General features: G+C 40.1%; 29 protein-coding genes and 1 pseudogene. 26 read left to right on the top strand and 4 right to left on the bottom strand.

Annotated elements, in window-relative coordinates:
• Window positions 1–20 precede the first annotated feature (20 nt).
• From RDY04_RS06470 to nusB, 13 genes are all read left to right on the top strand, one after another.
• Window positions 21–263 carry a DUF3923 family protein gene (locus RDY04_RS06470; protein ID WP_303950036.1) on the top strand — a complete coding sequence of 81 codons (243 nt, stop codon included), beginning with the start codon at window positions 21–23 and terminating at the stop codon, window positions 261–263.
• A 173-nt stretch (window positions 264–436) separates the two neighbouring features.
• Window positions 437–586, top strand: coding sequence for a hypothetical protein (locus RDY04_RS06465; RefSeq protein WP_303950035.1), 150 nt, complete (start codon window positions 437–439; stop codon window positions 584–586).
• Window positions 587–622: 36 nt separating this feature from the next.
• On the top strand, window positions 623–823 hold the full coding sequence (locus RDY04_RS06460; RefSeq protein WP_303950034.1) for a hypothetical protein: 201 nt from the start codon (window positions 623–625) through the stop codon (window positions 821–823).
• A 400-nt stretch (window positions 824–1,223) separates the two neighbouring features.
• Window positions 1,224–1,358: a bacteriocin gene (locus RDY04_RS06455; RefSeq protein WP_037599086.1), complete on the top strand. Its 135-nt coding sequence runs from the start codon at window positions 1,224–1,226 to the stop codon at window positions 1,356–1,358.
• A gap of 37 nt (window positions 1,359–1,395) precedes the next feature.
• On the top strand, window positions 1,396–1,545 hold the full coding sequence (locus RDY04_RS06450; RefSeq protein ID WP_181950364.1) for a hypothetical protein: 150 nt from the start codon (window positions 1,396–1,398) through the stop codon (window positions 1,543–1,545).
• Window positions 1,546–1,557: 12 nt separating this feature from the next.
• Window positions 1,558–1,707, top strand: a complete 150-nt coding sequence (locus tag RDY04_RS06445) for a hypothetical protein (RefSeq protein WP_303950031.1) — start codon at window positions 1,558–1,560, stop codon at window positions 1,705–1,707.
• A gap of 137 nt (window positions 1,708–1,844) precedes the next feature.
• A complete protein-coding gene (locus RDY04_RS06440; protein ID WP_303950029.1) occupies window positions 1,845–2,666 on the top strand; it encodes an ABC transporter ATP-binding protein in 822 nt (273 codons plus the stop codon).
• Entirely contained in the window at window positions 2,656–3,378 is a 723-nt protein-coding gene (locus RDY04_RS06435; protein WP_303950027.1) for a hypothetical protein, read from the top strand. Before RDY04_RS06440 ends, RDY04_RS06435 begins: the two co-directional genes overlap by 11 nt.
• 131 nt (window positions 3,379–3,509) lie before the next feature.
• On the top strand, window positions 3,510–4,571 hold the full coding sequence (locus RDY04_RS06430) for a Xaa-Pro peptidase family protein (protein WP_303950026.1): 1,062 nt from the start codon (window positions 3,510–3,512) through the stop codon (window positions 4,569–4,571).
• Between the two features lie 18 nt (window positions 4,572–4,589).
• A complete protein-coding gene (locus RDY04_RS06425) occupies window positions 4,590–5,045 on the top strand; it encodes a deaminase (RefSeq protein WP_295494667.1) in 456 nt (151 codons plus the stop codon).
• A 112-nt stretch (window positions 5,046–5,157) separates the two neighbouring features.
• The gene (gene efp / locus RDY04_RS06420) at window positions 5,158–5,718 is read left to right on the top strand and encodes an elongation factor P (protein ID WP_002891830.1); all 561 of its coding nucleotides are present in this window, start codon (window positions 5,158–5,160) and stop codon (window positions 5,716–5,718) included.
• A gap of 70 nt (window positions 5,719–5,788) precedes the next feature.
• Entirely contained in the window at window positions 5,789–6,178 is a 390-nt protein-coding gene (locus RDY04_RS06415) for an Asp23/Gls24 family envelope stress response protein (protein WP_003094107.1), read from the top strand.
• On the top strand, window positions 6,171–6,605 hold the full coding sequence (gene nusB / locus RDY04_RS06410; RefSeq protein WP_002884506.1) for a transcription antitermination factor NusB: 435 nt from the start codon (window positions 6,171–6,173) through the stop codon (window positions 6,603–6,605). Before RDY04_RS06415 ends, nusB begins: the two co-directional genes overlap by 8 nt.
• Before the next feature lie 89 nt (window positions 6,606–6,694).
• On the opposite strand, the gene RDY04_RS06405 is transcribed toward nusB, so the two are convergent.
• On the bottom strand, window positions 6,695–7,660 hold the full coding sequence (locus RDY04_RS06405) for a LacI family DNA-binding transcriptional regulator (RefSeq protein WP_303950021.1): 966 nt from the start codon (window positions 7,658–7,660) through the stop codon (window positions 6,695–6,697).
• A gap of 8 nt (window positions 7,661–7,668) precedes the next feature.
• The gene (locus RDY04_RS06400; protein WP_303950019.1) at window positions 7,669–9,111 is read right to left on the bottom strand and encodes a sucrose-6-phosphate hydrolase; all 1,443 of its coding nucleotides are present in this window, start codon (window positions 9,109–9,111) and stop codon (window positions 7,669–7,671) included.
• A gap of 189 nt (window positions 9,112–9,300) precedes the next feature.
• Between RDY04_RS06400 and RDY04_RS06395 the strand changes: the two genes are divergently transcribed.
• From RDY04_RS06395 to RDY04_RS06335, 13 genes and pseudogenes are all read left to right on the top strand, one after another.
• Window positions 9,301–11,202 carry a sucrose-specific PTS transporter subunit IIBC gene (locus RDY04_RS06395; protein ID WP_295494679.1) on the top strand — a complete coding sequence of 634 codons (1,902 nt, stop codon included), beginning with the start codon at window positions 9,301–9,303 and terminating at the stop codon, window positions 11,200–11,202.
• 180 nt (window positions 11,203–11,382) lie between these two features.
• Window positions 11,383–12,276: a fructokinase ScrK gene (gene scrK / locus RDY04_RS06390; protein WP_295494682.1), complete on the top strand. Its 894-nt coding sequence runs from the start codon at window positions 11,383–11,385 to the stop codon at window positions 12,274–12,276.
• Window positions 12,277–12,341: 65 nt separating this feature from the next.
• A pseudogene (locus RDY04_RS06385) lies at window positions 12,342–12,488 on the top strand (type I phosphomannose isomerase catalytic subunit); the annotation flags it as partial.
• Between the two features lie 51 nt (window positions 12,489–12,539).
• Window positions 12,540–12,884 carry a hypothetical protein gene (locus RDY04_RS06380; RefSeq protein WP_303950017.1) on the top strand — a complete coding sequence of 115 codons (345 nt, stop codon included), beginning with the start codon at window positions 12,540–12,542 and terminating at the stop codon, window positions 12,882–12,884.
• Window positions 12,885–13,066: 182 nt separating this feature from the next.
• A complete protein-coding gene (secA, locus tag RDY04_RS06375; RefSeq protein WP_303950015.1) occupies window positions 13,067–15,616 on the top strand; it encodes a preprotein translocase subunit SecA in 2,550 nt (849 codons plus the stop codon).
• Window positions 15,617–15,639: 23 nt separating this feature from the next.
• Window positions 15,640–16,671: a 3-deoxy-7-phosphoheptulonate synthase gene (locus RDY04_RS06370; RefSeq protein ID WP_303950013.1), complete on the top strand. Its 1,032-nt coding sequence runs from the start codon at window positions 15,640–15,642 to the stop codon at window positions 16,669–16,671.
• 84 nt (window positions 16,672–16,755) lie between these two features.
• Window positions 16,756–17,787 carry a 3-deoxy-7-phosphoheptulonate synthase gene (locus RDY04_RS06365; RefSeq protein WP_303950012.1) on the top strand — a complete coding sequence of 344 codons (1,032 nt, stop codon included), beginning with the start codon at window positions 16,756–16,758 and terminating at the stop codon, window positions 17,785–17,787.
• A 3-nt stretch (window positions 17,788–17,790) separates the two neighbouring features.
• Complete coding sequence (acpS, locus tag RDY04_RS06360; RefSeq protein WP_303950010.1) at window positions 17,791–18,144, top strand: holo-ACP synthase; 354 nt, start codon at window positions 17,791–17,793, stop codon at window positions 18,142–18,144.
• A gap of 27 nt (window positions 18,145–18,171) precedes the next feature.
• Window positions 18,172–19,275: an alanine racemase gene (gene alr, locus RDY04_RS06355; RefSeq protein ID WP_303950008.1), complete on the top strand. Its 1,104-nt coding sequence runs from the start codon at window positions 18,172–18,174 to the stop codon at window positions 19,273–19,275.
• A 118-nt stretch (window positions 19,276–19,393) separates the two neighbouring features.
• Window positions 19,394–21,424, top strand: a complete 2,031-nt coding sequence (recG, locus tag RDY04_RS06350) for an ATP-dependent DNA helicase RecG (RefSeq protein ID WP_303950006.1) — start codon at window positions 19,394–19,396, stop codon at window positions 21,422–21,424.
• A gap of 738 nt (window positions 21,425–22,162) precedes the next feature.
• Window positions 22,163–22,600, top strand: coding sequence for a hypothetical protein (locus RDY04_RS06345; RefSeq protein WP_303950004.1), 438 nt, complete (start codon window positions 22,163–22,165; stop codon window positions 22,598–22,600).
• Window positions 22,601–22,791: 191 nt separating this feature from the next.
• Complete coding sequence (locus RDY04_RS06340) at window positions 22,792–23,400, top strand: DUF2975 domain-containing protein (protein ID WP_303950003.1); 609 nt, start codon at window positions 22,792–22,794, stop codon at window positions 23,398–23,400.
• Window positions 23,401–23,408: 8 nt separating this feature from the next.
• The gene (locus RDY04_RS06335) at window positions 23,409–23,621 is read left to right on the top strand and encodes a helix-turn-helix transcriptional regulator (RefSeq protein WP_002884695.1); all 213 of its coding nucleotides are present in this window, start codon (window positions 23,409–23,411) and stop codon (window positions 23,619–23,621) included.
• Between the two features lie 50 nt (window positions 23,622–23,671).
• Here the strand turns inward: RDY04_RS06335 and RDY04_RS06330 are convergent, their stop codons facing one another.
• Entirely contained in the window at window positions 23,672–23,815 is a 144-nt protein-coding gene (locus tag RDY04_RS06330) for a hypothetical protein (RefSeq protein ID WP_004183437.1), read from the bottom strand.
• A gap of 3 nt (window positions 23,816–23,818) precedes the next feature.
• Window positions 23,819–24,787 (bottom strand): asparaginase, encoded by a 969-nt coding sequence (locus RDY04_RS06325; protein WP_303949999.1) that lies wholly within the window; start codon window positions 24,785–24,787, stop codon window positions 23,819–23,821.
• Between the last annotated feature and the right edge of the window lie 4 nt (window positions 24,788–24,791).

Genomic DNA, 24,791 nt, shown 5'->3' with positions numbered 1-24,791 from the left:
AAACATACAGGAGTCAGACTATGGTTAAAAAGCGTTTTTTTATAGGCTTTAATGGTATTCTTCTAGCCCTATTTCTAGATATTTGTCTTTTGATTAGCATCCGTACAGTGGATCATCATGGCCATTTTCAATCAGCAACAGATAAATGGGAAACTTTGCTTTATGTTTTAGGACTTTATTTTAGTTTTCTCCTTTTTGAAGTGATATTTTATCTTATTCTGAAACACCGTAGAAATAAACAAGTTTTGGAACAGGCCTTATAGAGGCTTGGATTTTTGTGTTCAGTGATAATGACATTTATGTCACTATTGTTTTGAAAAGAGAGAACTTATAATGATCTTATACCCCAACCAACTAGGTCCCCAAGACGACTAAATCTTGTATAGTCCAAGTGGTTATTGCTGTATTTATTTTTGAAAAGAAAGGAGAAATAAGAATGCGAACTAAGGCATATGGTGAAGAGCTCAATGCTGAAACCTTAGAAAATGTCACAGGGGGTGGTTTTGTATCTAGACCTCAAACCTTGCCTGAACGATTAGGTTGGAACAAATGGTGGTTGAAAAGAAAACCTCCTTATGGCGATTAGAAGTTACCATGAGTACCAAATATGGGAAAGAGTAATATGGATAAACAGAAGAATAATCTTATTAGAAGTTTAAGCATTGTTATCGTGATTGTCTGGCTATTTATTGTGATGATAAATGCTACGCTAAGTTTCAACGAAGGCGTTGCCTTTATTGACCATTGTCTCGTCTGGTCAACACTTTCGCTAGCTTTTTCTTTGTTTGCGCTTAGAGTAGCGGGTAAGGACAAGGAGAAATGATTTTCTCTGTTGATTACTATAGTCTCAGGTTGAGTTTATTTGCTTAGCCTTTTCTTTTTACCTTTAATTCTATGGAATGGTGACATTTATGTCACTACAGAACGTAGACAAACCCCACTAGCAATAGAAAAATTGTCATTTTGTCGGTTGGGTACCACTTAGCGAAAACTCATGGAAATGCTGTTTTAACGCTATTCTTAAGAGTTTTTCTCTTTTTCTAGTAAAAGAAAAAGACTGAAGCAAATTGTCCAAAATGGACTTTTTCTTCAGTCTTTGGTGACATAAATGTCACTATTTTTTATCTTGTTAAGCTCTTATAATGAAGTCATAGCTTGGACTTAGTAGCTAAGAGCTGGTGAGAGAGCTAACTTTAGAATTTTATTTAGAAAGGAGCTTTGTAATGTTAGAAGAAAAACAATTATTTACGGTGTTGTCCAATGATGATTTAGAGCAAATCAGTGGTGGTTTCAATCCAGTTAAATATGGTAAGTACGTTATTAACGAATTTGTAAAAGGTTTTCGTCAAGCGTGGTAGGTAGTCGAAGTCAATGAAATAAAGAATAGGAGAGAACATGAAAAATACATTTCAAAAAATTGATATTAAAGATCTAGCAGTTGTAGTTGGTGGAAGTATTTACTCATCTGTAGGATATGGAGTCGGAGTAGTTACCCACACGGTTTATGATTTTGGTCGTGGATTTGTAGATGGGTTTAGAGGTTAAGGGGAAATATATATGGATACAATGATGAATAGATTTGATTCTTTAACCTTTGATAAGCTTTCTGAAATTGTTGGTGGAAATGTAGCATATGACATTGGTTATGGAGTTGGACAAGTAAGTTATATTGCAGTTGAGATTTTAAAACTGAGAAAAATAAGATAGCAGGTTATTAAATAACTCTTATTTTCATGAGAGTCAAAAAGAATAAGCATTATAAGTTTTCATCGTCCAAGTGAACTATTCACTTGGATGTTAAAGATTTATATTAGAAATATATTTAAACAAAGAAAGGTAAATACATGACAGTGCTAGCGGTGAAAGGCTTAACCTATAGTTTTGGAAAGCAAACCGTTTTGGATAATATCTCATTCACGTTAGAGAAGGGGGATATTGCCGGTTTGATTGGTAATAATGGTGCAGGGAAGACAACCCTGATGAAACTAGTTTCAGGTATTTTGGCAGGACCCAAGGATATTATTGACTTAAAAACAAAAACTGTAGGAGCCTTGATTGAAGCCCCAGCCCTATATCCTAACATGACTGTTGAAGCTAATCTTAAATTCTATTGTAAATTGTACAGTAAAGATTACGCATTGATTGACCGTTATAAGGACGAGTTGGAGGTGGCAGCCTATCTTAAACGCAAGGCTTCCAAATTGTCTTTGGGAATGAAGCAACGTGTGGGGTTGTTTATCGCCTTAATTGCTTCAGATGAACTCATCCTTCTTGATGAGCCTACAAATGGTCTGGATCCTAATGGAATCAACAGTCTTCTCACATTAATTAAAAAGTTAGCTAAAAATCATGGTCTAACCTTTATTATCTCGAGTCATATCTTGTCTAATCTTGAGCAGGTTTGTACGAAAAACTATTTGTTGAAGAATCATAAGCTGATTTACTTAGATGATAGTGATAATGTCAAATACAAGATTTATACTGAGGATTTAAGTTTGAAGTCATTAATGTCTCTGTTCAAATTAAATGGTATACCTTTTGAACGACAAAAGCATGACATCTTAGTCAAAGGATTAGCAGCTGTTAAGCAGGTTATGGATCGGGAGGGAATTCCTTTTACTTATGAAAAAGAAGGATTAAGTGAGGTGCTATTCAATGAAAAGTAAATTGAGAACCGTATTTTTACAGCAGGAATGTGTGACGAGGAGTGTCTTTATTTGTCTCGGATTGGTAGCCTTGATTGGTGCAATTGTAATCTTATGTGATGGCTATAAGGGAGATTATCTTGGGCCATCAGCGATTATTGCCAGTTATTCCTTTATCGTGGATATCGTTTTTACTTATCTAGCAGTATCTAGTCTTGGACGAGAATTTCAGAATCGAACAATTAATATGATTCGGGTGTCTTCCTTATCTGGACGCGAGGTTATTCTTCGAAAACTCTTAAGTTTCCTTGTGTTGTCCATAGTTGCTGCTACTATCTTGGTTTTGGAGTTGGCCTTCTACAAGTATTCTGTGCAACATGTAGATTTTTCTTTGTGGGATTATATTAGAAACATCTATATTGATTTCCTAGTTTATGGAGCCTTTATTTATATGATTTCCTCTTTGCTTGTCTTGTTTGTAAAAAATACCTTGACAGCCTTTGTAACGACCTATTTTGGTGTAACAGGAATGACTTTCTTTACGCTCTATTTGGCTAGTTTAGGGGATACCATGACTAAGCTGATGACTTATGTGCCATTTAGCTTTATGCGAGCAGTCTTTACTAGCGGTCAACAGTTCTTCAGTCTTCGCGAAGCCTTTGTTTTGTTTGCTTGGACTTTGGTTTTGCTCCTCTTTGCGCCAATTATCTACGAAAAGCGAGCCTATGTGTAGTGCTAATAAAGTCAGAGTTTCATCTGGCTTTTTCTTAATGCCATCAAAAAAACACGATAAAGTATCAATTTCGTCCTTTAAAATCTGAGAATTTGGTATAATTAACCTAAAATACCAAAGGAGTCATTCAAATGCAACGTAGACTTGAGCGATTTGATGCTAAACTTGCCCAATCAGGCCTTGATGCCTTGTTGGTGACAGGACAAAATAATATTTACTATTTGACGGATTTCTGGGGGACAAATGCGACTGTTTTCATTACGAAAAATCGTCGTCTCTTTTTAACAGATTCACGTTATACGCTTATTGCCAAACAATCTGTACACGGCTTTGATATTATCGAAAGTAAGGATCCACTAAAAGATATCGTTAAATTTGTCGAGGCTGATAACCTTGAGACTATCGGTTTTGATAATCAGGTGTCATTTGCTTACTACCAAGGTCTTCAAGCGATTTTTGAAGGCTATACTTTGTCGCCACAAAGTAACTTCATGGAAGAGTTGCGTATGATCAAGGACGAAAAAGAATTGGCAACTATCCGTAAGGCTTGTTCTATCTCAGACCGTGCCTTTACAGATGTGCTTGATTTTATCAAACCAGGTCAAACAACAGAACTACAAGTGGCTAACTTCCTAGATTTCCGTATGCGTGAATATGGAGCTTCAGGTATTTCCTTTGAGTCTATCATTGCTTCAGGTTACCGTTCAGCTATGCCTCACGGTGTTGCTTCAGACAAGGTTATTCAATCTGGTGAGACCTTGACTATGGACTTTGGTTGTTACTACAATCACTATGTTAGCGATATGACTCGTACTATCCACATTGGTGACACGACTGATGAGGAGCGTGAAATTTATGATATCGTTTTACGTTCTAACCAGGCCTTGATTGACGCGGCTAAGGCTGGCATGACACGTCGTGACTATGATAAGGTTGCGCGTGATGTTATTGTCGAAGCAGGGTACGGTGATTACTTTACACATGGTATCGGACATGGTATCGGTCTTGATATTCACGAGATTCCTTACTTTGGTAATTCTGATGAAACCATCGAAGCTGGTATGGTCTTGACGGACGAGCCAGGTGTTTATTTGGCTGATAAATATGGTGTTCGTATTGAAGATGATATCATTATTACTGAAAATGGTTGCGAATTGATTACTCTTGCACCTAAGGGATTGATTGTACTCTAAGATTTGGAGGAATATTTTATGTCAAACCGTCTATCTTGGCAAGACTATTTTATGGCTAATGCAGAGCTGATTTCTAAACGTTCTACCTGTGACCGTGCCTTTGTTGGTGCTGTTTTGGTCAAGGACAACCGCATTATTGCTACAGGTTATAACGGTGGAGTCTCTGAGACAGATAACTGTAATGAGGTTGGTCACTACATGGAAGATGGTCACTGTATTCGTACGGTCCATGCGGAGATGAACGCTCTTATCCAGTGTGCCAAAGAGGGGATTTCTACCAAAAATACAGAGATTTATGTGACGCATTTTCCTTGTATCAACTGCACCAAAGCTCTCCTGCAGGCTGGCATTGTTAAGATTACTTATAAGGCTAATTATCGCCCCCATGCCTTTGCGATTGAGTTGATGGAACAAAAGGGAGTTTCTTATGTGCAACATGATGTTCCAGAGGTACACTTGGGAATGGATGACTAGATTCTCCTTGGAAAAGCCTAATGATTAGCTCTGATTCTATAAAACATTTGAGCCATGCTGTCATTTATGGTAAAATAAACTGATAATAATTTTTACAAAGAGGTATTTAATAATGATTGAAGCAAGTAAACTCCGTGCGGGTATGACTTTCGTAACAAATGATGGCAAATTGATCAAAGTCCTTGAAGCTAGCCACCACAAACCTGGTAAAGGTAACACAATCATGCGTATGAAATTGCGTGATGTTCGCTCAGGTTCAACTTTTGACACTAGCTACCGTCCAGAAGAAAAATTTGAACAAGCAATCATCGAAACAGTACCAGCACAATACTTGTACCAAATGGATGATACTGCATACTTCATGAACACTGAAACATATGACCAATATGAAATTCCAGTAGCCAACGTCCAAGAAGAATTGAAATTTATCCTTGAAAACTCAGACGTAAAAATCCAATTCTACGGAACAGAAGTTATCGGTGTGCAAGTACCAACAACTGTTGAATTGACAGTTACTGAAACGCAACCATCAATCAAAGGTGCAACAGTTACAGGTTCAGGTAAACCTGCAACACTTGAAACTGGTCTTGTGGTTAACGTTCCAGACTTCATCGAAGCTGGTCAAAAATTGGTTATCAACACAGCTGAAGGTACTTACGTATCACGTGCCTAAGCCTAACTAAGTCTTTCAAACCACTGGTTAGAAAGCTTTATTTTCCAAACTAACGGAAAGGAACTATGCGATGACTACAGAAAATATCGGTGAAATCGTGATTGCCCCTCGTGTTCTTGAAGTGATTACTGGTATCGCTGCAACTAAAGTGGACGGTGTTTACGCCCTTCAAAACAAAAACGTTACAGATAGTCTCAGCAAAACAAGCTTGGGACGTGGTGTTTATCTTCAAACTGAGGAAGATGGTACAGTAAACGCTGATATCTACGTTTCTCTTCAGTATGGAGTTAATGTGCCTGCGGTTTCAATTGAGATTCAAAAGGCTGTTAAAGCAGCTGTCTATGATATGGCAGAAGTGGCAATTTCAGAAGTCAACGTTCACGTTGAATCTATTGTTACTGAAAAGTCGCAAAAACCGGACTTGGCTGAATTGTTTAACGAGGATTTTTTGAATGACTAATATCTTTAAAGATTCACGTCGTGACCTTCGTGAGCGTGCTTTTCAAACGCTTTTTGCTCTTGAATTTGGTGGTGAAGCTCTGGAACAAGCACATTTCGCTTACACTTATGACAAGCCAATTGACGAAGAAACTGAAGTTGATGTACCAGCTTTTCTCCTTAGCCTAGTAACAGGCGTCCGTGAAGAGTTGGCTCAACTTGATAGTCAAATTGAAGAAAAATTGAAAGAAGGTTGGAGTCTTTCACGTTTGATTGTGACAGATCGTACTCTCCTTCGTTTGGGACTTTATGAAATCACGTCTTTTGAAGAAACACCAGGACGTGTGGCTATCAATGAAATTATTGAAATTGCTAAAAAATATTCTGATGAAACATCTGCTAAGTTCATTAATGGTGTTCTTAGTCAGTTCGTGACAGACGAAGCATAAGCAAAAGAAGTTGAGCACTGTTTCAACTTCTTTTTTCTACAAATTTAACAAGGAAAAAGTCGCAAACGGAGATTTCTTGCGACTTTTATTTATATACTGCCACCAGAAATCAAATTTACTGGTAGCACATAATCACGACTGACTATTTCGCCTTTGATTTTCTTCAAAAGAATTTCGACACAAAGTTTAGCAATTTCATCCAAAGGCTGTTGGATGGTTGCTAGCTCTGGATAGAAGTGTCGGATAAAGGCAGTACCGTCGTAACCGATGATTTTTAAGTCATCGGGGATGGAAAGTTCTAGTTGTCTAGCTACTTTCATAACTAAGATAGCTGTTAAATCATCTGAGACAAAGATACCATCCGGTTTTTCACGAGAAATAATAGATTTGATTTCCAATTCTCGTCGCATGAGAGATAAATCGTTTGGGACAGGGCAGACAATACCGTGCTTATTCAATTCGTAATTGAACCCAAGTTGACGGAGTCCAGTTGGAGATTCTGAATTATCATTACCTGTAATCATGACAATGCGCTGGCAACCAGCCTTGACCAAGGCTTTTGCGGCTAATTTTCCTCCTTCAAAGTTATCAGATGAGATAATAGGAATCTTTGGAGCGAGATTACGGTCGAAGGCAATGATAGGAGCTTCAACCTTCTCATAATCTTCAATACCAAGGTTGTGACTAGACGAGATGATACCATCACATTGGTTGGCGGCAAGCATCTCCAAATAGTCCTTTTCCTTGTTAGGATCGTGTTCACTATTACAAATAATGGTTTTATAGCCTTGCTTAAAGAGTTCATCTTCAAGACGTTCAATAAGTTCAGCATAAAATACATTGGAAATATTTGGGAAAATCAAGCCAACGAGTTTGGCTGATTTTCCTTGAAGACCACGAGCCAAGTTGTTAGGTTTATAGTTTAGCTCATGCATAGCAGCGTGAACCTTGTCAATGGTCTTTTGTGAGAGGTAGCCCTTTTTGTTTATGACGCGAGAAACTGTGGTTGGGCTTACACCAGCAAGTTCGGCAACGTCAGTAAGCTTTGCGACCATAAATCACCTTAGTATTTTAAGTCGAAGTAATGCCCAGAAATGTTTCCTGATGACACTTTGATACCAGTTTGTTCTGCACTTGGGAAGACACGACTAGTGAAGACTTTTTCACCTTTGTTGAAGAAAATTTCAACGATTGAATTGTCTACAAAGATGTTTGCGGTTGCAGTTTGACCGGCTTCAAGAGTACATTCACGGCTTGTACCAAAGTCAGTGGCATATTGCTCCCCAGCTTTAGAACGGTCAAGGATGACTTTTCCATTTTCAGTATCAACCGTAAGTGACAAGCCATCTCCTTCTTGGTCAGCAAAGAGGACAAGTTCAGTTTGAGAGTTAGCTTCGAAGTTAAGTTCAAGCTCATAAGTGTTAGTTGTTGACGTTTTTTCAGAGAAATCTTCTTGGCTAGCACGTAAGCTTGTAATGGCTTCGACTGGATATTGGTAGAGTTTGCCATCCTTAATAGACAATTCTTTAACCAAACTCATAGCCCCTTGGTAGTCATACTTGTCAGTTGGATAGTCCACATCTGGAAGACCAATCCAGCTAACAATAAGGGCACGACCATCTGGGGTATTGAAGCCTTGAGTCGCATACGCTTCAAATCCGTAGTCCAAGTTGATAATTGGTGTGCCATCAACGAGGGCAGGTTTCTCTGCATCGAAATATTGGAAAATCTTATAAGTGTTAGGGTAGATGTTACCGTAGTCAAGTTCAGCTTTATCAAGACCTTGTGGGCTATAAAGAAGAACAGCTTTGCCATCTACAAAGACAAGATTTGGACACTCAATCATGTACTCTGAGCCAGTGCCACCAAAGTCTAGGTCTCCAACTTCAACCCAGTTTTCGACATCATTATCAACTGCTTTGTAAAGTTTGATAAAACCCTGTTTATCATGATTTTGAGCACCTACGATAGCGTAGAATTGTCCCTTGTAATCGAAGATTTGAGGGTCACGGAAGTGTTCAGTAGCATCAGCAGGTTGTTTGATAAGAACTTTATCGAATTTTTCGATTTCACCGTCTTTATCCATCCAGGCACCAATTTGGCGTGGGTCACGAACCCAATTGTCATCACGAACGTTCCCTGTGTAGAAGATAAAGAGTTTATCACCAATTTGATAAGCAGAACCTGAGTAGGCCCCATGACTATCATTTTCATGGTCTGGCAAGAGTTTAACACCAGTTTCTGTGAAGTGAACCAAGTCTTCAGATTCAGTGAGAACCCATTGTTTCAAACCATGAGCTGCTCCAAACGGCCAGTTCTGGTAGAAAAGTTGGAACTTACCATTAAAGTAAGAAAAACCATTTGGGTCATTTAGAAGCCCTGTTTCTGGTTCAATATGGTAGCTTGCGCGCCAAGGTGATTTAGCAACATTTTCTTTAATTTTTGTTTTTTCTTCGTTTGTCCAATCCGCGTATGGACGGTAACGAACTTCTGTTGGTAGATTCATATAAAGGGATCTCCTAATCTATTTGTTAGTAATATAGTAAACGTTTTACCTAGAAAAATCAACGATTTATCATAAAAAAATAAAAAATATGCTAAACGGTTGACATATGACAGAAAGATGCTAAAATAGTTACCGTAAAGAAAAGCTAAACGCTTTCAAAAACAAATTTTATTAAGGAGAATTTTGCAAATGGATAACAAACAAATTGCAAAAGAAGTCATCGATGCCCTCGGTGGACGTGAAAACGTTAACAGTGTTGCTCACTGTGCGACTCGTCTACGTGTGATGGTTAAAGATGAAAACAAAATCAATAAAGAAAAGGCTGAGAATATTGAAAAAGTTCAAGGTGCTTTCTTTAACTCAGGTCAATACCAAATCATTTTTGGTACAGGTACTGTTAACAAGATTTACGACGAAGTCGTTGCTCAAGGTCTTCCAACAGCATCTAAAGACGAACAAAAAGCTGAAGCTGCTAAACAAGGAAACTGGTTCCAACGTGCCATCCGTTCATTCGGTGACGTTTTCGTTCCATTGCTTCCAGCTATCGTAGCGACAGGTCTTTTCATGGGTATCCGTGGAGCAATCAATAACGATACAGTTCTTGGTTTGTTCGGTACAACATCAAAAGCTTTTGCTGCTACTGATTTCTACACTTACACAGTTGTATTGACAGATACAGCCTTCGCCTTCTTCCCAGCCTTGATTTGTTGGTCAGCCTTTAACGTCTTTGGTGGTTCACCACTTCTTGGTTTGGTTCTTGGTTTGATGATGGTTAACAACGTTCTTCCAAATGCTTGGGACGTTGCATCAGGTGCAGCTAAACCAATCTACTTCTTTGATTTCATTCCAGTAGTAGGTTATCAAAACTCAGTCCTTCCAGCCTTCTTTGTAGGTTTGCTTGGTGCTAAGTTCGAGCAATGGGTTCGTAAATGGGTTCCAGATGTTCTTGACCTTCTCTTACGTCCCCTTATCGTCTTCGCTGTAATGTCAGTTTTGGCCCTCTTTATTATTGGTCCTGTCTTCCATACTGTTGAGAGCTACGTTCTTGCTGGTACAGAGTGGATTCTTGCCTTGCCATTTGGTCTTGCGGGTCTTGTTCTAGGTGGTATTCACCAAGTTATCGTCGTTACAGGGGTTCACCACGTCTTCAACTTGCTTGAAGCTAACCTTATTTCTAATACAGGTAAAGACCCACTTAACGCAATCATCACAGCTGCTATGACTGCACAAGCTGGTGCGACACTTGCAGTTGGTGTAAAAACTAAAGATGCTAAATTGAAAGCACTTGCTTTCCCTGCAACTCTTTCAGCGGTACTTGGTATCACTGAACCAGCTATCTTTGGGGTTAACCTTCGTTTCGGTAAACCATTTATCATGGGTCTTATCGCCGGTGCTGCTGGTGGTTGGTTGGCATCAATCCTTAACCTTGCTGGTACAGGATTTGGTGTAACAATCGTTCCTGGTACACTTCTTTACCTTAACGGTCAAGTACTTAAGTATGTTCTTATGGTACTTGTCACTCTTGCTCTTGGTTTCGCTCTTACTTGGATCTTCGGTTACAAAGAGGAAGAAGTTGAAGCCCAAAAAGAAGTTGTTGCTGAAGATATTGCATCAGCAGAATCAGCTCCAGTTGCATTGCAAGCTGAAACAATCGCTGCACCACTTAAAGGTGAAGTTGTAGCTTTGGAAAATGTAAATGACCCAGTCTTCTCATCAGGAGCTATGGGTAAAGGTGCCGCTATCAAACCTTCAGGGAACCAAGTTGTTGCACCATTTGACGGTGAAGTGCAAATTGCCTTCCCAACAGGTCACGCTTACGGTCTTAAATCTGATAAAGGTGCTGAAGTACTTATCCACATCGGTATCGACACTGTCTCACTTGACGGTAAAGGATTTGATGCTAAAGTTCAAGCAAATCAACGCATTAAAAAAGGTGATGTCTTGGCTACCTTCGATAGCTCAGTTATCACTGAAGCAGGTCTTGACGATACAACTATGGTTATCGTTACAAACACTGCAGACTTCGAAGATGTTTCATCAGTAGCGACTGGTTCAGTTGCTGAGGGTGCTGACTTCATCGCAGTTAAATAATAAGCTAGAAAAGTCGAATCCAATTCGGCTTTTTTAGTTAAATAGCTCATAAAGAAAAGTATGAAGCAGAGTAGTCTGTGCCTCCTTAAACAAGGTCTCATTTAGATTGTCTTTTGCCTAGCTTTTCTTTATAATAGTATAAATAGTTATTATTGATCATAAAAGGAGATAGCTTTACATATGGCTAAACTATACGGAAGCTTGGAAGCTGGTGGTACAAAGTTTGTTTGTGCTGTTGGTGATGAGAAATTCCAAGTCATTGAAAAAACTCAATTCCCAACAACAACACCTTATGAAACCATTGATCGTACGGTTGAATTTTTCAAACGTTATGAAGACCAATTGGCTGGAATCGCTATTGGTTCATTCGGTCCAATTGATGTTGATCCAAACTCTGAAACATATGGTTTTGTGACTTCAACACCAAAACCACATTGGTCAAATGTCGACCTTCTTGGTTTGATTGCTAAAGAGTTCAATATTCCTTTCTACTTTACGACTGATGTGAATTCATCTGCTTATGGTGAAACACTTGTTCGTAAAGGTGTTAAGAGTCTTGTTTATTACACTATCGGAACTGGTATTGGTGCTGGTGCTATTCAAAATGGAGAATTCATTGGTGGCTTAGGTCATACTGAGGCAGGTCACGTTTATGTACCATTTCACCCAAATGATGTTGCTAATGAATTTAATGGAACGTGTCCATTCCACCGCGGATGTTTGGAAGGTTTGGCTGCTGGTCCATCGCTTGAAGCCCGTACAGGTATTCGTGGTGAATTGATTGAGCAAAACTCTGAGGTTTGGGATATCCAAGCTTACTACATTGCTCAAGCTGCTGTCCAAGCAACTGTGCTCTACCGCCCAGAGGTTATCGTCTTTGGAGGTGGTGTTATGGGACAAGAACACATGCTTCGTCGTGTTCGTGAAAAATTCACAACTCTTTTGAATGGTTACCTTCCAGTGCCAGACGTGACTGAGTATATTGTGACACCGGCTGTTTCAGGTAATGGCTCTGCGACACTTGGTAACTTTGCACTTGCCAAAGATGTAGCTGATAAATACTCACGCAAATAACACAAATATGTAAAATCGCTTTAAGACATGATCTTAAGGCGTTTTGCTCTATACAGGAGGATGTAATGGAACCTTTACTTTTAGATTCGCCAATGCATGAAAAAATATGGGGAGATAATCGACTTAAGACAGAGTTTGGTTATGATATTCCTAGTGTACACACTGGAGAATACTGGGTAATCTCTGCTCATCCTAATGGTGTATCTTTTATCATATAGTGGAAAATTGGAGATGATTGTTAATCATCCTAACGAGGCTTGAGTATGAGTAATGAACAAGTATTATCAGCTCTTTTTGAGCGTATTGAGGTTGGAAAATCCTACTATTTTGAAGGAGCTTATTATCGTCTGAAAGACTATGGAGACCACATTTATGGTTTGCAACGGGCAATTCCTGGTATGTGTGGTGAAAAAACAGCTTCCCCTAGCATCAAATTTTACTGGGAAAATGGTGTTCTGGAATACGAATTTTACGTGGATTTTGAGGCCAGTCCTATGATTATGAAGGCTTATAGTAGTAGTGATAGAGCTTTCTTTGAACAGGCCTTTGAAAATCTCTTACATGACTTTGAGGATTTCTTAGAGAATCAAGAAATCACTGAGAAATAGCCTTGAAGTGTTATTGTCGATATTTTCAGTGAATCTAATAAAGAAGCTTTAGTTTATTTGCTAATCTGTTGTGAAAGCCTTTAAAATGGGGCTTTTTTCTTCGTCAATACTTGAGTGATTTCTTGTTTAAAAGGGGCATTTGTGGTAAAATATGGAGATAAAGACTGTCGAAAGGAAAAAAGATGGCAAATATATTACGCAAAATCATTGAAAATGATAAAGGCGAAATTAAAAAACTAGAAAAAACTGCCAAGAAAGTTGAGAGCTATGCTGATGCAATGGCGGCTCTTTCAGATGAAGAACTTCAGGCAAAAACAGAAGAATTTAAACAACGATATCAAAACGGAGAAAGTCTAGATCAGCTCTTGCCAGAGGCATTTGCGGTTGTTCGTGAGGGAGCGAAACGTGTCCTTGGACTTTTCCCATATCGTGTGCAAATTATGGGTGGTATTGTGCTTCACCATGGTGACGTACCGGAGATGCGTACAGGGGAAGGGAAAACCCTGACTGCGACAATGCCTGTTTACTTGAATGCTATTTCAGGTGAAGGTGTACACGTTATCACCGTTAACGAATACCTTTCAGAGCGTGATGCGACTGAAATGGGTGAGCTTTATAGTTGGCTTGGTTTGTCAGTAGGGATTAACCTTTCAGCTAAATCACCAGCTGAAAAACGTGAAGCTTATAACTGTGACATCACTTACTCAACCAACTCAGAGGTAGGTTTCGACTATCTTCGTGATAACATGGTTGTTCGTAAGGAAAACATGGTACAACGTCCATTGAACTATGCCTTGGTTGATGAGGTTGACTCGGTTCTTATCGATGAAGCTCGTACGCCATTGATTGTATCAGGTCCTGTAAGTTCAGAAACTAACCAGTTGTATCATCGTGCAGATGCCTTTGTTAAGACCTTGACAGAGGATGATTATGCCATTGATATTCCAACAAAAACGATTGGTTTGAATGACTCAGGTATTGACAAGGCTGAGGAATTCTTCAACTTGGACAACTTGTACGATATTGACAATGTTGCCTTGACTCACTATATTGACAATGCCCTTCGTGCCAACTACATCATGTTGCATGATATCGACTATGTGGTAAGTCCTGAGCAAGAAATTCTTATCGTTGACCAATTTACAGGTCGTACCATGGAAGGTCGTCGTTTCTCAGATGGGCTCCACCAAGCCATCGAGGCTAAAGAAGGTGTACCAGTCCAAGAGGAAACCAAGACTTCTGCCTCAATCACTTACCAAAATATGTTCCGTATGTACAAGAAATTGTCAGGTATGACTGGTACTGGTAAGACTGAAGAAGATGAATTCCGTGAAATTTATAACATGCGAATCATCCCAATCCCAACAAACCGTCCAATTCAACGTATTGACCATGACGACCTTCTTTACTCAACTTTGGATGCAAAATTCCGTGCTGTGGTACAAGATGTTAAGCGTCGTTATGAGAAGGGGCAACCAGTCCTTGTTGGTACGGTTGCCGTTGAAACATCTGACTTGATTTCTAAGATGTTGGTTGACGCAGGTATTCCTCACGAAGTGCTTAATGCCAAGAACCACGAAAAAGAAGCGCATATTATCATGAATGCGGGTCAACGTGGTGCCGTTACGATTGCGACCAACATGGCCGGTCGTGGTACCGACATCAAACTTGGTGAAGGTGTTCTTGACCTTGGTGGACTTTGTGTCATTGGTACAGAGCGTCATGAAAGCCGTCGTATCGACAACCAGTTGCGTGGTCGTGCGGGACGTCAAGGGGATCCAGGGGAGTCTCAATTCTACCTATCTCTTGAAGACGAATTGATGCGTCGTTTCGGTTCTGACCGTATCAAGCATGTCTTGGAACGTTTGAACGCCGATGACGAAGATATTGTTATCAAATCACGTATGTTGACCCGTCAAGTAGAATCAGCTCAAAAACGTGTCGAAGGGAATAACTACGATACTCGTAAACAAGTCCTTCAGTATGATGATGTTATGCGTGAACAGCGTGAAATCATCTACGCTGAGCGTTATGATGTTATTACAGCAGAACGTGACCTTGAACCTGAAATCAAGGCTATGATCAAGCGTACTATTGACCGTACGGTTGATGGACATAGTCGCAACGATCAAGAAGAAGCTCTTAAAGGTATCTTGAATTTTGCACGTCAGGCCTTGGTTCCTGAGAATGCCATCTCACTTGAAGATTTACAAGAAGTGGGAGAGGTAACGAAACGTAGTGTTAACTATGAAGCTATTAAAGTTTACTTGAATGAGTTATCAGATGATGTTTATGATCGTCAAATCAAGAAATTGCGTTCAGAGGAAGCTATCCGTGAGTTCCAAAAAGTCTTGATTTTGATGGTTGTTGATAACAAGTGGACGGATCACATCGATGCCCTTGATCAATTACGTAATGCCGTTGGTTTGCGTGGTTATGCACAAAACAACCCAATCGTTGAGTATCAATCTGAAGGGTTCAAGATGTTCCAAGATATGATTGGGGCAATTGAATATGATGTGACACGTACAATGATGAAAGCACAAATTCATGAACAATCTCGTGAACATGTGAATGAACGTGTTTCAACAACAGCAACAGGCAATATCCAGGCTCACCAAGCAGATGCTAATGGTCAAAAAATTGACTTTAGTAAGGTTGGTCGTAATGACTTCTGTCCATGTGGCTCTGGTAAGAAATTTAAAAATTGTCACGGTCGTAAACAATTTTAGGAAAAAAGAAATAGGTAATTATTATGGTTTTTAAAGCAGTAAGTGAAAAAATTGATTTTGATGCAGTTAAAGAATCAACGACATTAACAGGTGAAGCCCTTGCCAAGAAACAAGCTCGTGATAAAGAGCTTGAAGCAATCATCAAGGGTGAAGATGACCGTACGCTTTTGGTTATTGGTCCATGTTCATCTGATAATGAAGAAGCCGTTCTTGACTATGCTCACCGTTTGGCTAAACTTCAAGAAGAAGTGAAAGATAAAGTCTTTATGGTTATGCGTGTCTATACAGCTAAACCTCGTACAAATGGTGATGGTTATAAAGGGCTTGTGCACCAACCTGATGCTGAAGGTAAACCAAACCTAATCAATGGTATCAAGGCTGTGCGTAATCTTCACTACCGTGTTATCACTGAAACTGGTATCACAACTGCTGATGAAATGCTTTACCCAGAAAACCTTCCTTTGGTAGATGACCTTGTGTCATATATTGCCATCGGTGCACGTTCTGTAGAAGACCAACAACACCGTTTTGTTGCATCAGGTATTGATGTTCCAACTGGTATGAAGAACCCAACATCAGGGAACCTTAACGTGATGTTTAATGGTATCTACGCTGCACAAAACAAACAAAACTTCCTCTTTAACGGTGAAGAAGTTGAAACTTCAGGTAATCCATTGGCACACGTTATTCTTCGTGGTTCAACGAATGAATATGGTAAAAACGTGCCTAATTTCTACTATGATGATGTGCTTGAAACAATCGAACACTATGAACAAATGGGCCTTGAAAATCCATTCATCGTTATTGATACAAACCATGATAATTCAGGTAAACGTTACTTGGAACAAATCCGTATCGTTCGTCAAACCTTGATTAACCGTGATTGGAATGAAAAAATCAACAAAGTTGCACGTGGTTTCATGATTGAATCTTACCTTGAAGATGGCCGTCAAGATGCGCCAGATATCTATGGTAAATCAATCACTGACCCATGTCTTGGTTGGGATAAGACAGAAGAATTGATTCGTGAAATCCACGATACTTTGTCAAAATAATAAGGTAACAGAAACCATATATGGGGAGTGAACCGTTTGGATGACCAAGCGGTTCGCTCTCTTTTCACAAAGAGAGGGAAATAAATGGGAATTCACCAAAATAGTCCGCTGATTGATGTAGCGGAAGTAAGGAAATTGCATGCTCTTACGGGAGATGCTCTAGTAACTAAACAGGCTAATGATGAGGTTTTGGCAAAAATTATCAAGGGTGATGACAAACGTATTCTATTGGTTATTGGTCCATGTTCGTCTGATAACGAAGAAGCCGTTCTTGACTATGCTCACCGTTTGGCCAAACTTCAGGAAGAAGTGAAAGATAAAATCTTTATTGTTATGCGTGTTTATACAGCTAAACCACGTACTAATGGGGACGGTTATAAGGGGCTTATCCACCAACCAGATGCAGAGGGTGATGTAGATCTTCTTGCTGGGGTTAAGGCGGTTCGCCACCTTCAGTCACGTATTATTACTGAAACAGGCCTTCCAATCGCTGACGAGATGCTTTATCCATCAAATCTTTCCTTCTTTGATGACCTACTTAGCTACCACGCTGTTGGAGCACGTTCGGTTGAGGACCAAGAACACCGCTTTGTAGCTTCAGGTATTGATGTGCCAATTGGTTTGAAGAACCCAACGTCAGGGAATTTGAATGTCATGTTTAATGGTATCTATGCTGCGCAGAACCAACAGCATTTCCTTTACAATGGTGCTGAAGTTAAAACAGATGGTAACCCACTCGCTCACGCTATCTTGCGTGGTGCCAACAATGAAAATGGTCAAAACATTGTCAACTACCATTACGAGGAATTGGTTAAGGCTCTGGACAAGTACAGTGCATTTAATTTGGAAAACCCATTTATTCTTGTTGATACTAACCATGATAACTCTGGTAAAAACTTCATGGAACAAGTTCGCATTGTGCGTGAAGTCCTTCTTAACCGTGAGTGGGATGAGCGTATCGCGGATACCGTACGTGGCTTTATGATTGAGTCTTACCTTGAGGATGGTCGTCAAGACACACCTGAAGTTTATGGTAAATCAATCACAGATCCATGTCTCGGTTGGGAAAAAACCGCTAACCTTATTCATGAAATCCATGCTACCCTTTCAAAATAGTTTATGATTTTTGGACATGGTATAGACTTGCAGGAAATTTCAGCAGTTAAAAAGGCCTATGACCGAAACCCACGTTTTGCAAAGAAAGTATTGACACCAAAAGAATGGGAGCGTTTTGAGTCCCTTTCTGGAAATCGTCAGATGTCATTTCTGGCAGGGCGTTGGGCTGGTAAGGAAGCTTTTTCAAAGGCTTGGGGTACTGGAATCGGAGCAGTTGGTTTTAAGGATATTGAAATTCTAAACAATGACAAGGGAGCTCCCGTGGTCACTCAGTCGCCTTTTGAAGGCAATGTTTTTATCTCCATTTCCCATAGCGGTGATTTTGTTCAGGCAAGTGTTATTTTAGAAAAAAACTAAGAGATAGATGTTGGAAGAGGATAGCTTATGATTTCGAGTTTACATCGACCAACCTTGGCAAAGGTTGATCTGTCAGCAATTTCAGAAAATATTGAACAAGTGGTTAGCCACATTCCTAAACAGGTAAAGACTTTTGCAGTTGTTAAGGCTAATGCCTATGGTCATGGGGCTGTTGCGGTGGCCAAGCATTTGTCTAAACAGGTAGATGGTTTTTGTGTTTCCAACCTAGACGAGGCACTTGAACTCCGTCAGGCTGGATTAGAGCAACCGATACTTATTTTAGGAGTCGTCTTGCCAGCCGAGGTTCCTTTGGCTATTCAAGAAAACATCACTCTGACGGTAGCTTCGCTTGAGTGGTTGGAAATGGCTAAGGATCAAGGGCTTGATTTGACTGGTTTGACCTGTCATATTAAGATTGATTCAGGCATGGGACGCATTGGAGTACGTAACCTAGAGGACGCAGATAACTTGATTGCTGGTCTGAAGTCACTTGGTGCCGATGTCGAAGGTATTTTTACTCATTTTGCAACGGCTGATGAGGCAGATGATAGTAAATTCAAGCGTCAATTGACCTTCTTTACGGATTTGGTTAATAACTTGGTGGACCGCCCTCGCTTGTTACATGCTAGCAACTCTGCGACGAGTATCTGGCATGCAGAAACGGTCTTTAATGCGGTACGTCTAGGTGTCGTTATCTATGGTCTCAATCCTAGTGGCAGTATTTTAGACCTTCCCTATAACATTCGTCCTGCTTTAAGTTTGGAGACAGCACTTGTTCATGTTAAAACCCTGACAGCAGGTCAAGATGTGGGTTATGGTGCAACGTATACGACGACAGCTGATGAGGTTATTGGAACTATTCCGATTGGCTATGCGGATGGTTGGACCAGAGATTTACAAGGTTTCCATGTTATTGTGGATGGACAGCTTTGTCCTATTGTTGGTCGCGTGTCTATGGACCAAATCACTGTTCGCCTTCCTAAGGTTTATCCTCTAGGAACTCCTGTCACTCTTATGGGTGAAAATGGGGGAGCAAGCATCACTGCGACAGAGGTGGCTGAAAAACGTGGCACTATCAACTACGAAGTTCTTTGTTTGCTTAGTGATCGTGTACCTCGTAGCTATGATTAATATAAATAAAGAGAAATCCAGTTTGATACTGGATTTTTTGATTTTAGTGAAGACCATTTGTATGTGTTATAATAGCTGATAAGACTTCCTCTTTCACGAGGAGAAGAACACGATAGAAATGATAGAGGATATGATTCGACTAGATTCACCAATTGCGGATTTGAAAGGCTTTGGTCCTAAGTCCGCTGAAAAATTTACCAAATTAGATTTGCACACGGTTGGGGACCTCTTGCTTTATTTTCCTTTCCGATATGAAGATTTTAAGAGTAAATCTATCTTTGAACTGATGGATGGCGAAAAGGCTGTTATTACGGGAACGGTGGTGACACCTGCCAATGTGCAGTATTATGGCTTTAAACGTAATCGTCTGAGTTTTAAAATCAAGCAAGGAGAGGCAGTGATTGCCATTAGTTTCTTCAACCAGCCTTATCTTGTGGACAAGATTGAGATGGGGGCAGAAGTGGCTATTTTTGGCAAATGGGACCAGAAGAAGTCGGCTGTGACTGGTATGAAAGTGTTGGCCCAAGTTGAGGACGATATGCAGCCAGTCTATCATGTGGCCCAGGGTGTTAGTCAGGCCCAGCTGATAAAGGCTATAAAGGCAGCTTTTGATAGTGGGTCCTTGAATTTGTTAGAGGAGAGTCTCCCACAGGTGCTGATGGACAAGTATCGTCTTATGGGACGCCAAGAGGCTGTGCGTGCCATGCATTTTCCGAGAGATTTGGCTGAATATAAGCAGGCTCTACGTAGGACCAAGTTTGAGGAGCTCTTTTATTTCCAGATGAACTTACAGGTGCTGAAGGCTGAGAATAAGTCCGAAACCAATGGTTTAGCAATTGATTACGATGAAGCCAAAATCAAAGCCAAAATTGCAGAATTACCATTTCCCTTGACAGAAGCCCAACAGCGCAGTTTATCGGAAATCCTAGCTGATATGAAATCTGGTGCTCATATGAACCGTCTCTTACAAGGAGATGTGGGCTCAGGGAAAACAGTTATCGCTAGCCTTGCCATGTATGCAGCCTACACGGCAGGATTGCAGGCTGCCCTCATGGTACCGACGGAAATCTTAGCAGAGCAGCACTATCAGAGTTTGCAAGGGCTTTTTCCTGAGCTGGAGGTAGTGCTCCTAACTTCTGGGATGAAGGCGACGGACAAAAAAGTAGCTCTTTCCAAAATCGAATCTGGGGAGGCTCAGATGATCGTGGGGACTCACTCACTGATTCAGGATGCAGTGACTTATCACAGGCTTGGGCTAGTAATTACTGATGAGCAGCACCGTTTTGGGGTTAATCAACGTCGTATTTTCCGTGAGAAAGGTGATAATCCTGATGTCCTTATGATGACAGCGACACCTATTCCTCGGACTTTGGCGATCACTGCCTTTGGGGAGATGGATGTGTCAATCATTGACCAGATGCCGGCTGGACGTAAGCCCATTATTACCCGTTGGGTTAAACATGAGCAACTAGATACCGTATTGGCTTGGATTAAGGGTGAGTTGGAAAAAGATGCTCAGGTCTATTTTATTTCACCTTTGATTGAAGAGTCTGAGGCTCTTGATTTGAAAAATGCTGTTGCCCTTCATCAGGAACTCACAGAGTTTTTTGGCGATTCAGCTACGGTGGCTCTGATGCATGGTCGGATGAAAAATGATGAAAAAGACCAAATTATGCAAGATTTCAAGGATAAAAAATCTCAGATTTTAGTATCAACCACAGTTATTGAAGTGGGAGTTAACGTACCTAATGCTACGGTTATGGTCATTATGGATGCGGATCGTTTTGGACTTAGCCAGCTTCACCAGCTTCGAGGCCGTGTAGGGCGTGGCGACAAGCAGTCCTACTGTGTTTTAGTGGCTAATCCTAAAAATGATACTGGAAAAAAACGCATGCAGGCCATGTGTGAGACTACGGATGGTTTTGTTCTAGCAGAAGAGGACCTTAAAATGCGTGGTTCAGGAGAAATCTTTGGAACACGTCAGTCAGGAATTCCTGAATTTCAAGTGGCTGATATTGTGGAAGACTACAATATCTTAGAAGAAGCAAGGCGCGTGGCCAGTCAAATTGTATCTGACCCTAACTGGCGTGAGAATCCTGATTGGCAGGTGCTAGAAGCTCATTTGAGAAGTCAAAGTGAGTTTGACTGAGGAGGAAACCAATGAAAAGAAGCGGTTAAAAATCGATTTTTTTGCTATCTTCCATGCCTTCTTTCTTACGATGATAGGTCTTATATTTTATTTTGCAGGTTTTACCTTATTTTATCCATGATAACAAAAACTCTCAGTAAACTCACTGAGAGTTTTAAGTTTCCTTCAAGCTTATTACAAGCTTTCTTTAAGTTAGGCAATCTATAATAAAACCATCAAAACGAGATAGGTTTTGATAATAAAACGTTTTGGCTAGGCCAAACCATTCCTAAAAAGGAGGACATAACAATGACAGTAAAAATTAAAGTAACCTACAACCGAAATTTCCAGAAGCATCCTCAAGACTTTAAGGTTTATCAAAACTAGTATTGATGCTAGGAAGAGGCCAAATTTACCCATATTCTACAACTTTCATCCCTCATTTTCCAAAATCCTTTTTCCTTTTTTTCATAACGTAGAATCCCTCTTCTTAAACTCATAAAAAGTCTAGACGGAAGAATGACCAGTCTAGGCGATTAACATAAGTAAGCTAACCAGTTGAGATTTTCTTGACTGGTTTTTATTTTTTGATTTTTAGATAAAAAATATCGAAAAACGATAAAAATGTGTTGACAAGGAGAAATAAAGAGTGTAACATGTAATTATCGATAAACGATAATAAGTTTTCGATAAAGATAATCTTATTCGCGAAAAAGAGAAATTATACACTAAAACTATTTAATAAAGGAAATACTTATCATGAAAACACTTAAATCAATCATCAACGTAGTTCTTATTCTTCTTATGGCAATCTACGGTCTTGCAATGCTTGCTTTACTTATCCTTCCTTTTGTGGATGTGACTAATCTTTTCCCAGGTGCTGAGGTTCATTACCTTTCTGGATGGGGTTACTGGCTAGTCTCAGAGTTACAATTCGCCTTCTATCTTGCCTTGATTTGGCTCCTTCGTAAAGAGCTTAAAGACTTTACTTGGAAGTTACTTTGGACAGAAGATTTTTCTCTCTTATTGAAAAAGGCTGCTCTCTTAACCTTTGTGCCATCAGCCTTGAATATCTTCTTGCAGTTGGGAACGACTAATCACCTTGTAGTGGACTTCAGCACATCAGTCTGGCTCCTCTTGGTCTCTCTAGCTTGTGATGCTGTCCGTCTTCGTAAGGGACAAACAGCTGTCAAATAATTGAAGGAATCTTATTTGAAAAGTAGTAAAAACTTATCTATAAACTAGTATTTTATATTGATATTCGATATAATTGATACTGTTAATAGTTAGCTCATGATTTAGTATGAAGTCAAGGGATCCTAGAGGCACCTTGGCTTTTTCTAATCTATGCTCAAAGAAATCAAATGAATTTACAATCGAGGTAACACATGACAACTATCTTATTCTATTTTTTAATCATCCTAGCCTTGGCTGGCTCTAGTTATTATGGTTGGAGATCAGCTAAAAGTGCTAAAAATCGTCAGGAAATGCAAGAACAAAAACGTCTGCGTAGTGTTCTCTTGTTCGTTAATGTCCTCCTTTTTGCGGGCTTTTTAAGCCTTGTTATTACCATTCTTAATGATGCCTTTATCCTGACTGGTCATGAAGGACTCTTACAACAAGGTTTACGTATGCTTCTTGGGTCGGGAGTTACCGTGAAAAGTAGTAGCACTAGTCTGACGCTTTTTGCAGCAATCATTGATTTCCTTCGTATGTCAGTCAACATAGGCTTCTTGTTGTGCCTACGTGTCTTTCTGATTAATCTTTATCGTTCTGATATTTTTATCGCTAAAAATGCTAAGTTGGTTCGTTGGTCAGCGCATTTGCTCGTTCTTGGAGCCTTTATCAATAATGGTATCTTTACATTTGGGACAGGCAACCATAGTTATAGTTTCTTTAATATCAGTTATTTGCTAGTTAGCTTTGTTCTCTATGCTGTTGCTATGATTTTGACTAAGGCTAATGCCATTGCTGAGGAAAATGAGTACACGATTTAGGAGGGCTTATGATTATTGTCAATTTGGACGTTGAACTTGCCAAGAAGAAGATGCGCTCGGGTGAGCTGGCAGAACGTATTGGTATTACCCCAGCCAATCTTTCAGTTCTTAAGACAGGCAAGGCCAAGGCAATCCGTTTTACAACACTGGACGCTATTTGTAAGGAGTTAGATTGCCAACCAGGAGATATTCTTGAATATAGACCAGATGAAGAAAACTAAAAGCCTGAAGCAGTTCAGTCACTTCTATAGTGACCATGCTTCAAGCTTTTTTATTTTTTCTTCAACCATGCGACCAAGGCTACACTGGCTAGCACGGTACCACAGACTATGGCGATATATGTTTTTGAGACTGTCAGCTCATAGTGGAAATCTTTATTTTTCAATTTATCGGTTGCTTCAATACTAAGTTTCATGTTTTATCCCTCAATATAGTCTTTCAATTCTTGGCCTTTGAGTCCCGCACTAAGTGCAATGAGAAGTTTGAGACGAGCCTTTGGTGCGTTGAGTTCTTTAACAAACATAACGCCTTCTTCTTGGAGTTTAACGCCGCCCCCTTCGTAGGCGTAGACTGGTTCGGCGATACCGTTAAAGCAACGGGAAACGAGTACAACGGGAACTCCCTTGTCCATAAGTGACTTAATTTCTCTTGCAGCTAGTGGTGGGAGGTTTCCAGCACCTAGAGCCTCGATAACCACACCGTCAATCTTTTCAGGGTCTAAGAGACTGATGATACCATCTCCAATCCCCATTCCAGCATAGGCTTTTATGATTGGTACTGTTCCTGTAATTTGTTCCAAGTCAAAGCGAACACGAGGCTCAGCAGTTTTGAACCAGAGGATATCATACTTCATGATGATGCCTAGTGGACCGTGGGTTGGTGTGTGGAAGGTTGCCACGTTTGTGGTATGAGTCTTGGTTACATACTTGGCCGCATGGATTTCATCGTTCATAACGACTAGGACACCCTTATCGGCAGCCTTGTCATTGCTTGCGACACGAAGGGCTGAGAGATAGTTGTAGACGCCATCGCTTCCTAGCTCGTTTGACGAACGCATGGCACCAGTTATGACGATTGGAATTTCAGGGATGTTCATGGTATCTAGGAAGTAGGCTGTTTCTTCCAGGGTATCTGTTCCGTGGGTGATAACCACCCCGTCATATTGTCCAGCTGTTTCCTTGATTTTTTTATAAATATCAAGCATATGGTAAGGCGTAATGTGTGGGCTAGGGATGTTAAGGAAGTCTAGGACAGTTAAGTCCAGATTATCTAAATCAAGTCCCACATGGTTCATGGGATTATCAGCGTTTTGACTGACCTTGCCATCATCATCTGCGGACATGGAAATGGTTCCTCCAGTATGAAGGACTAGGATTTTTTTTGTCATTTAT

Origin of the sequence: uncultured Streptococcus sp. (genome assembly GCF_902463925.1) — a bacterium.
GTDB lineage: Bacteria > Bacillota > Bacilli > Lactobacillales > Streptococcaceae > Streptococcus.
Note: the sequence above shows the minus strand (reverse complement) of the source record. Positions and strands in the feature narration are given on the sequence as shown.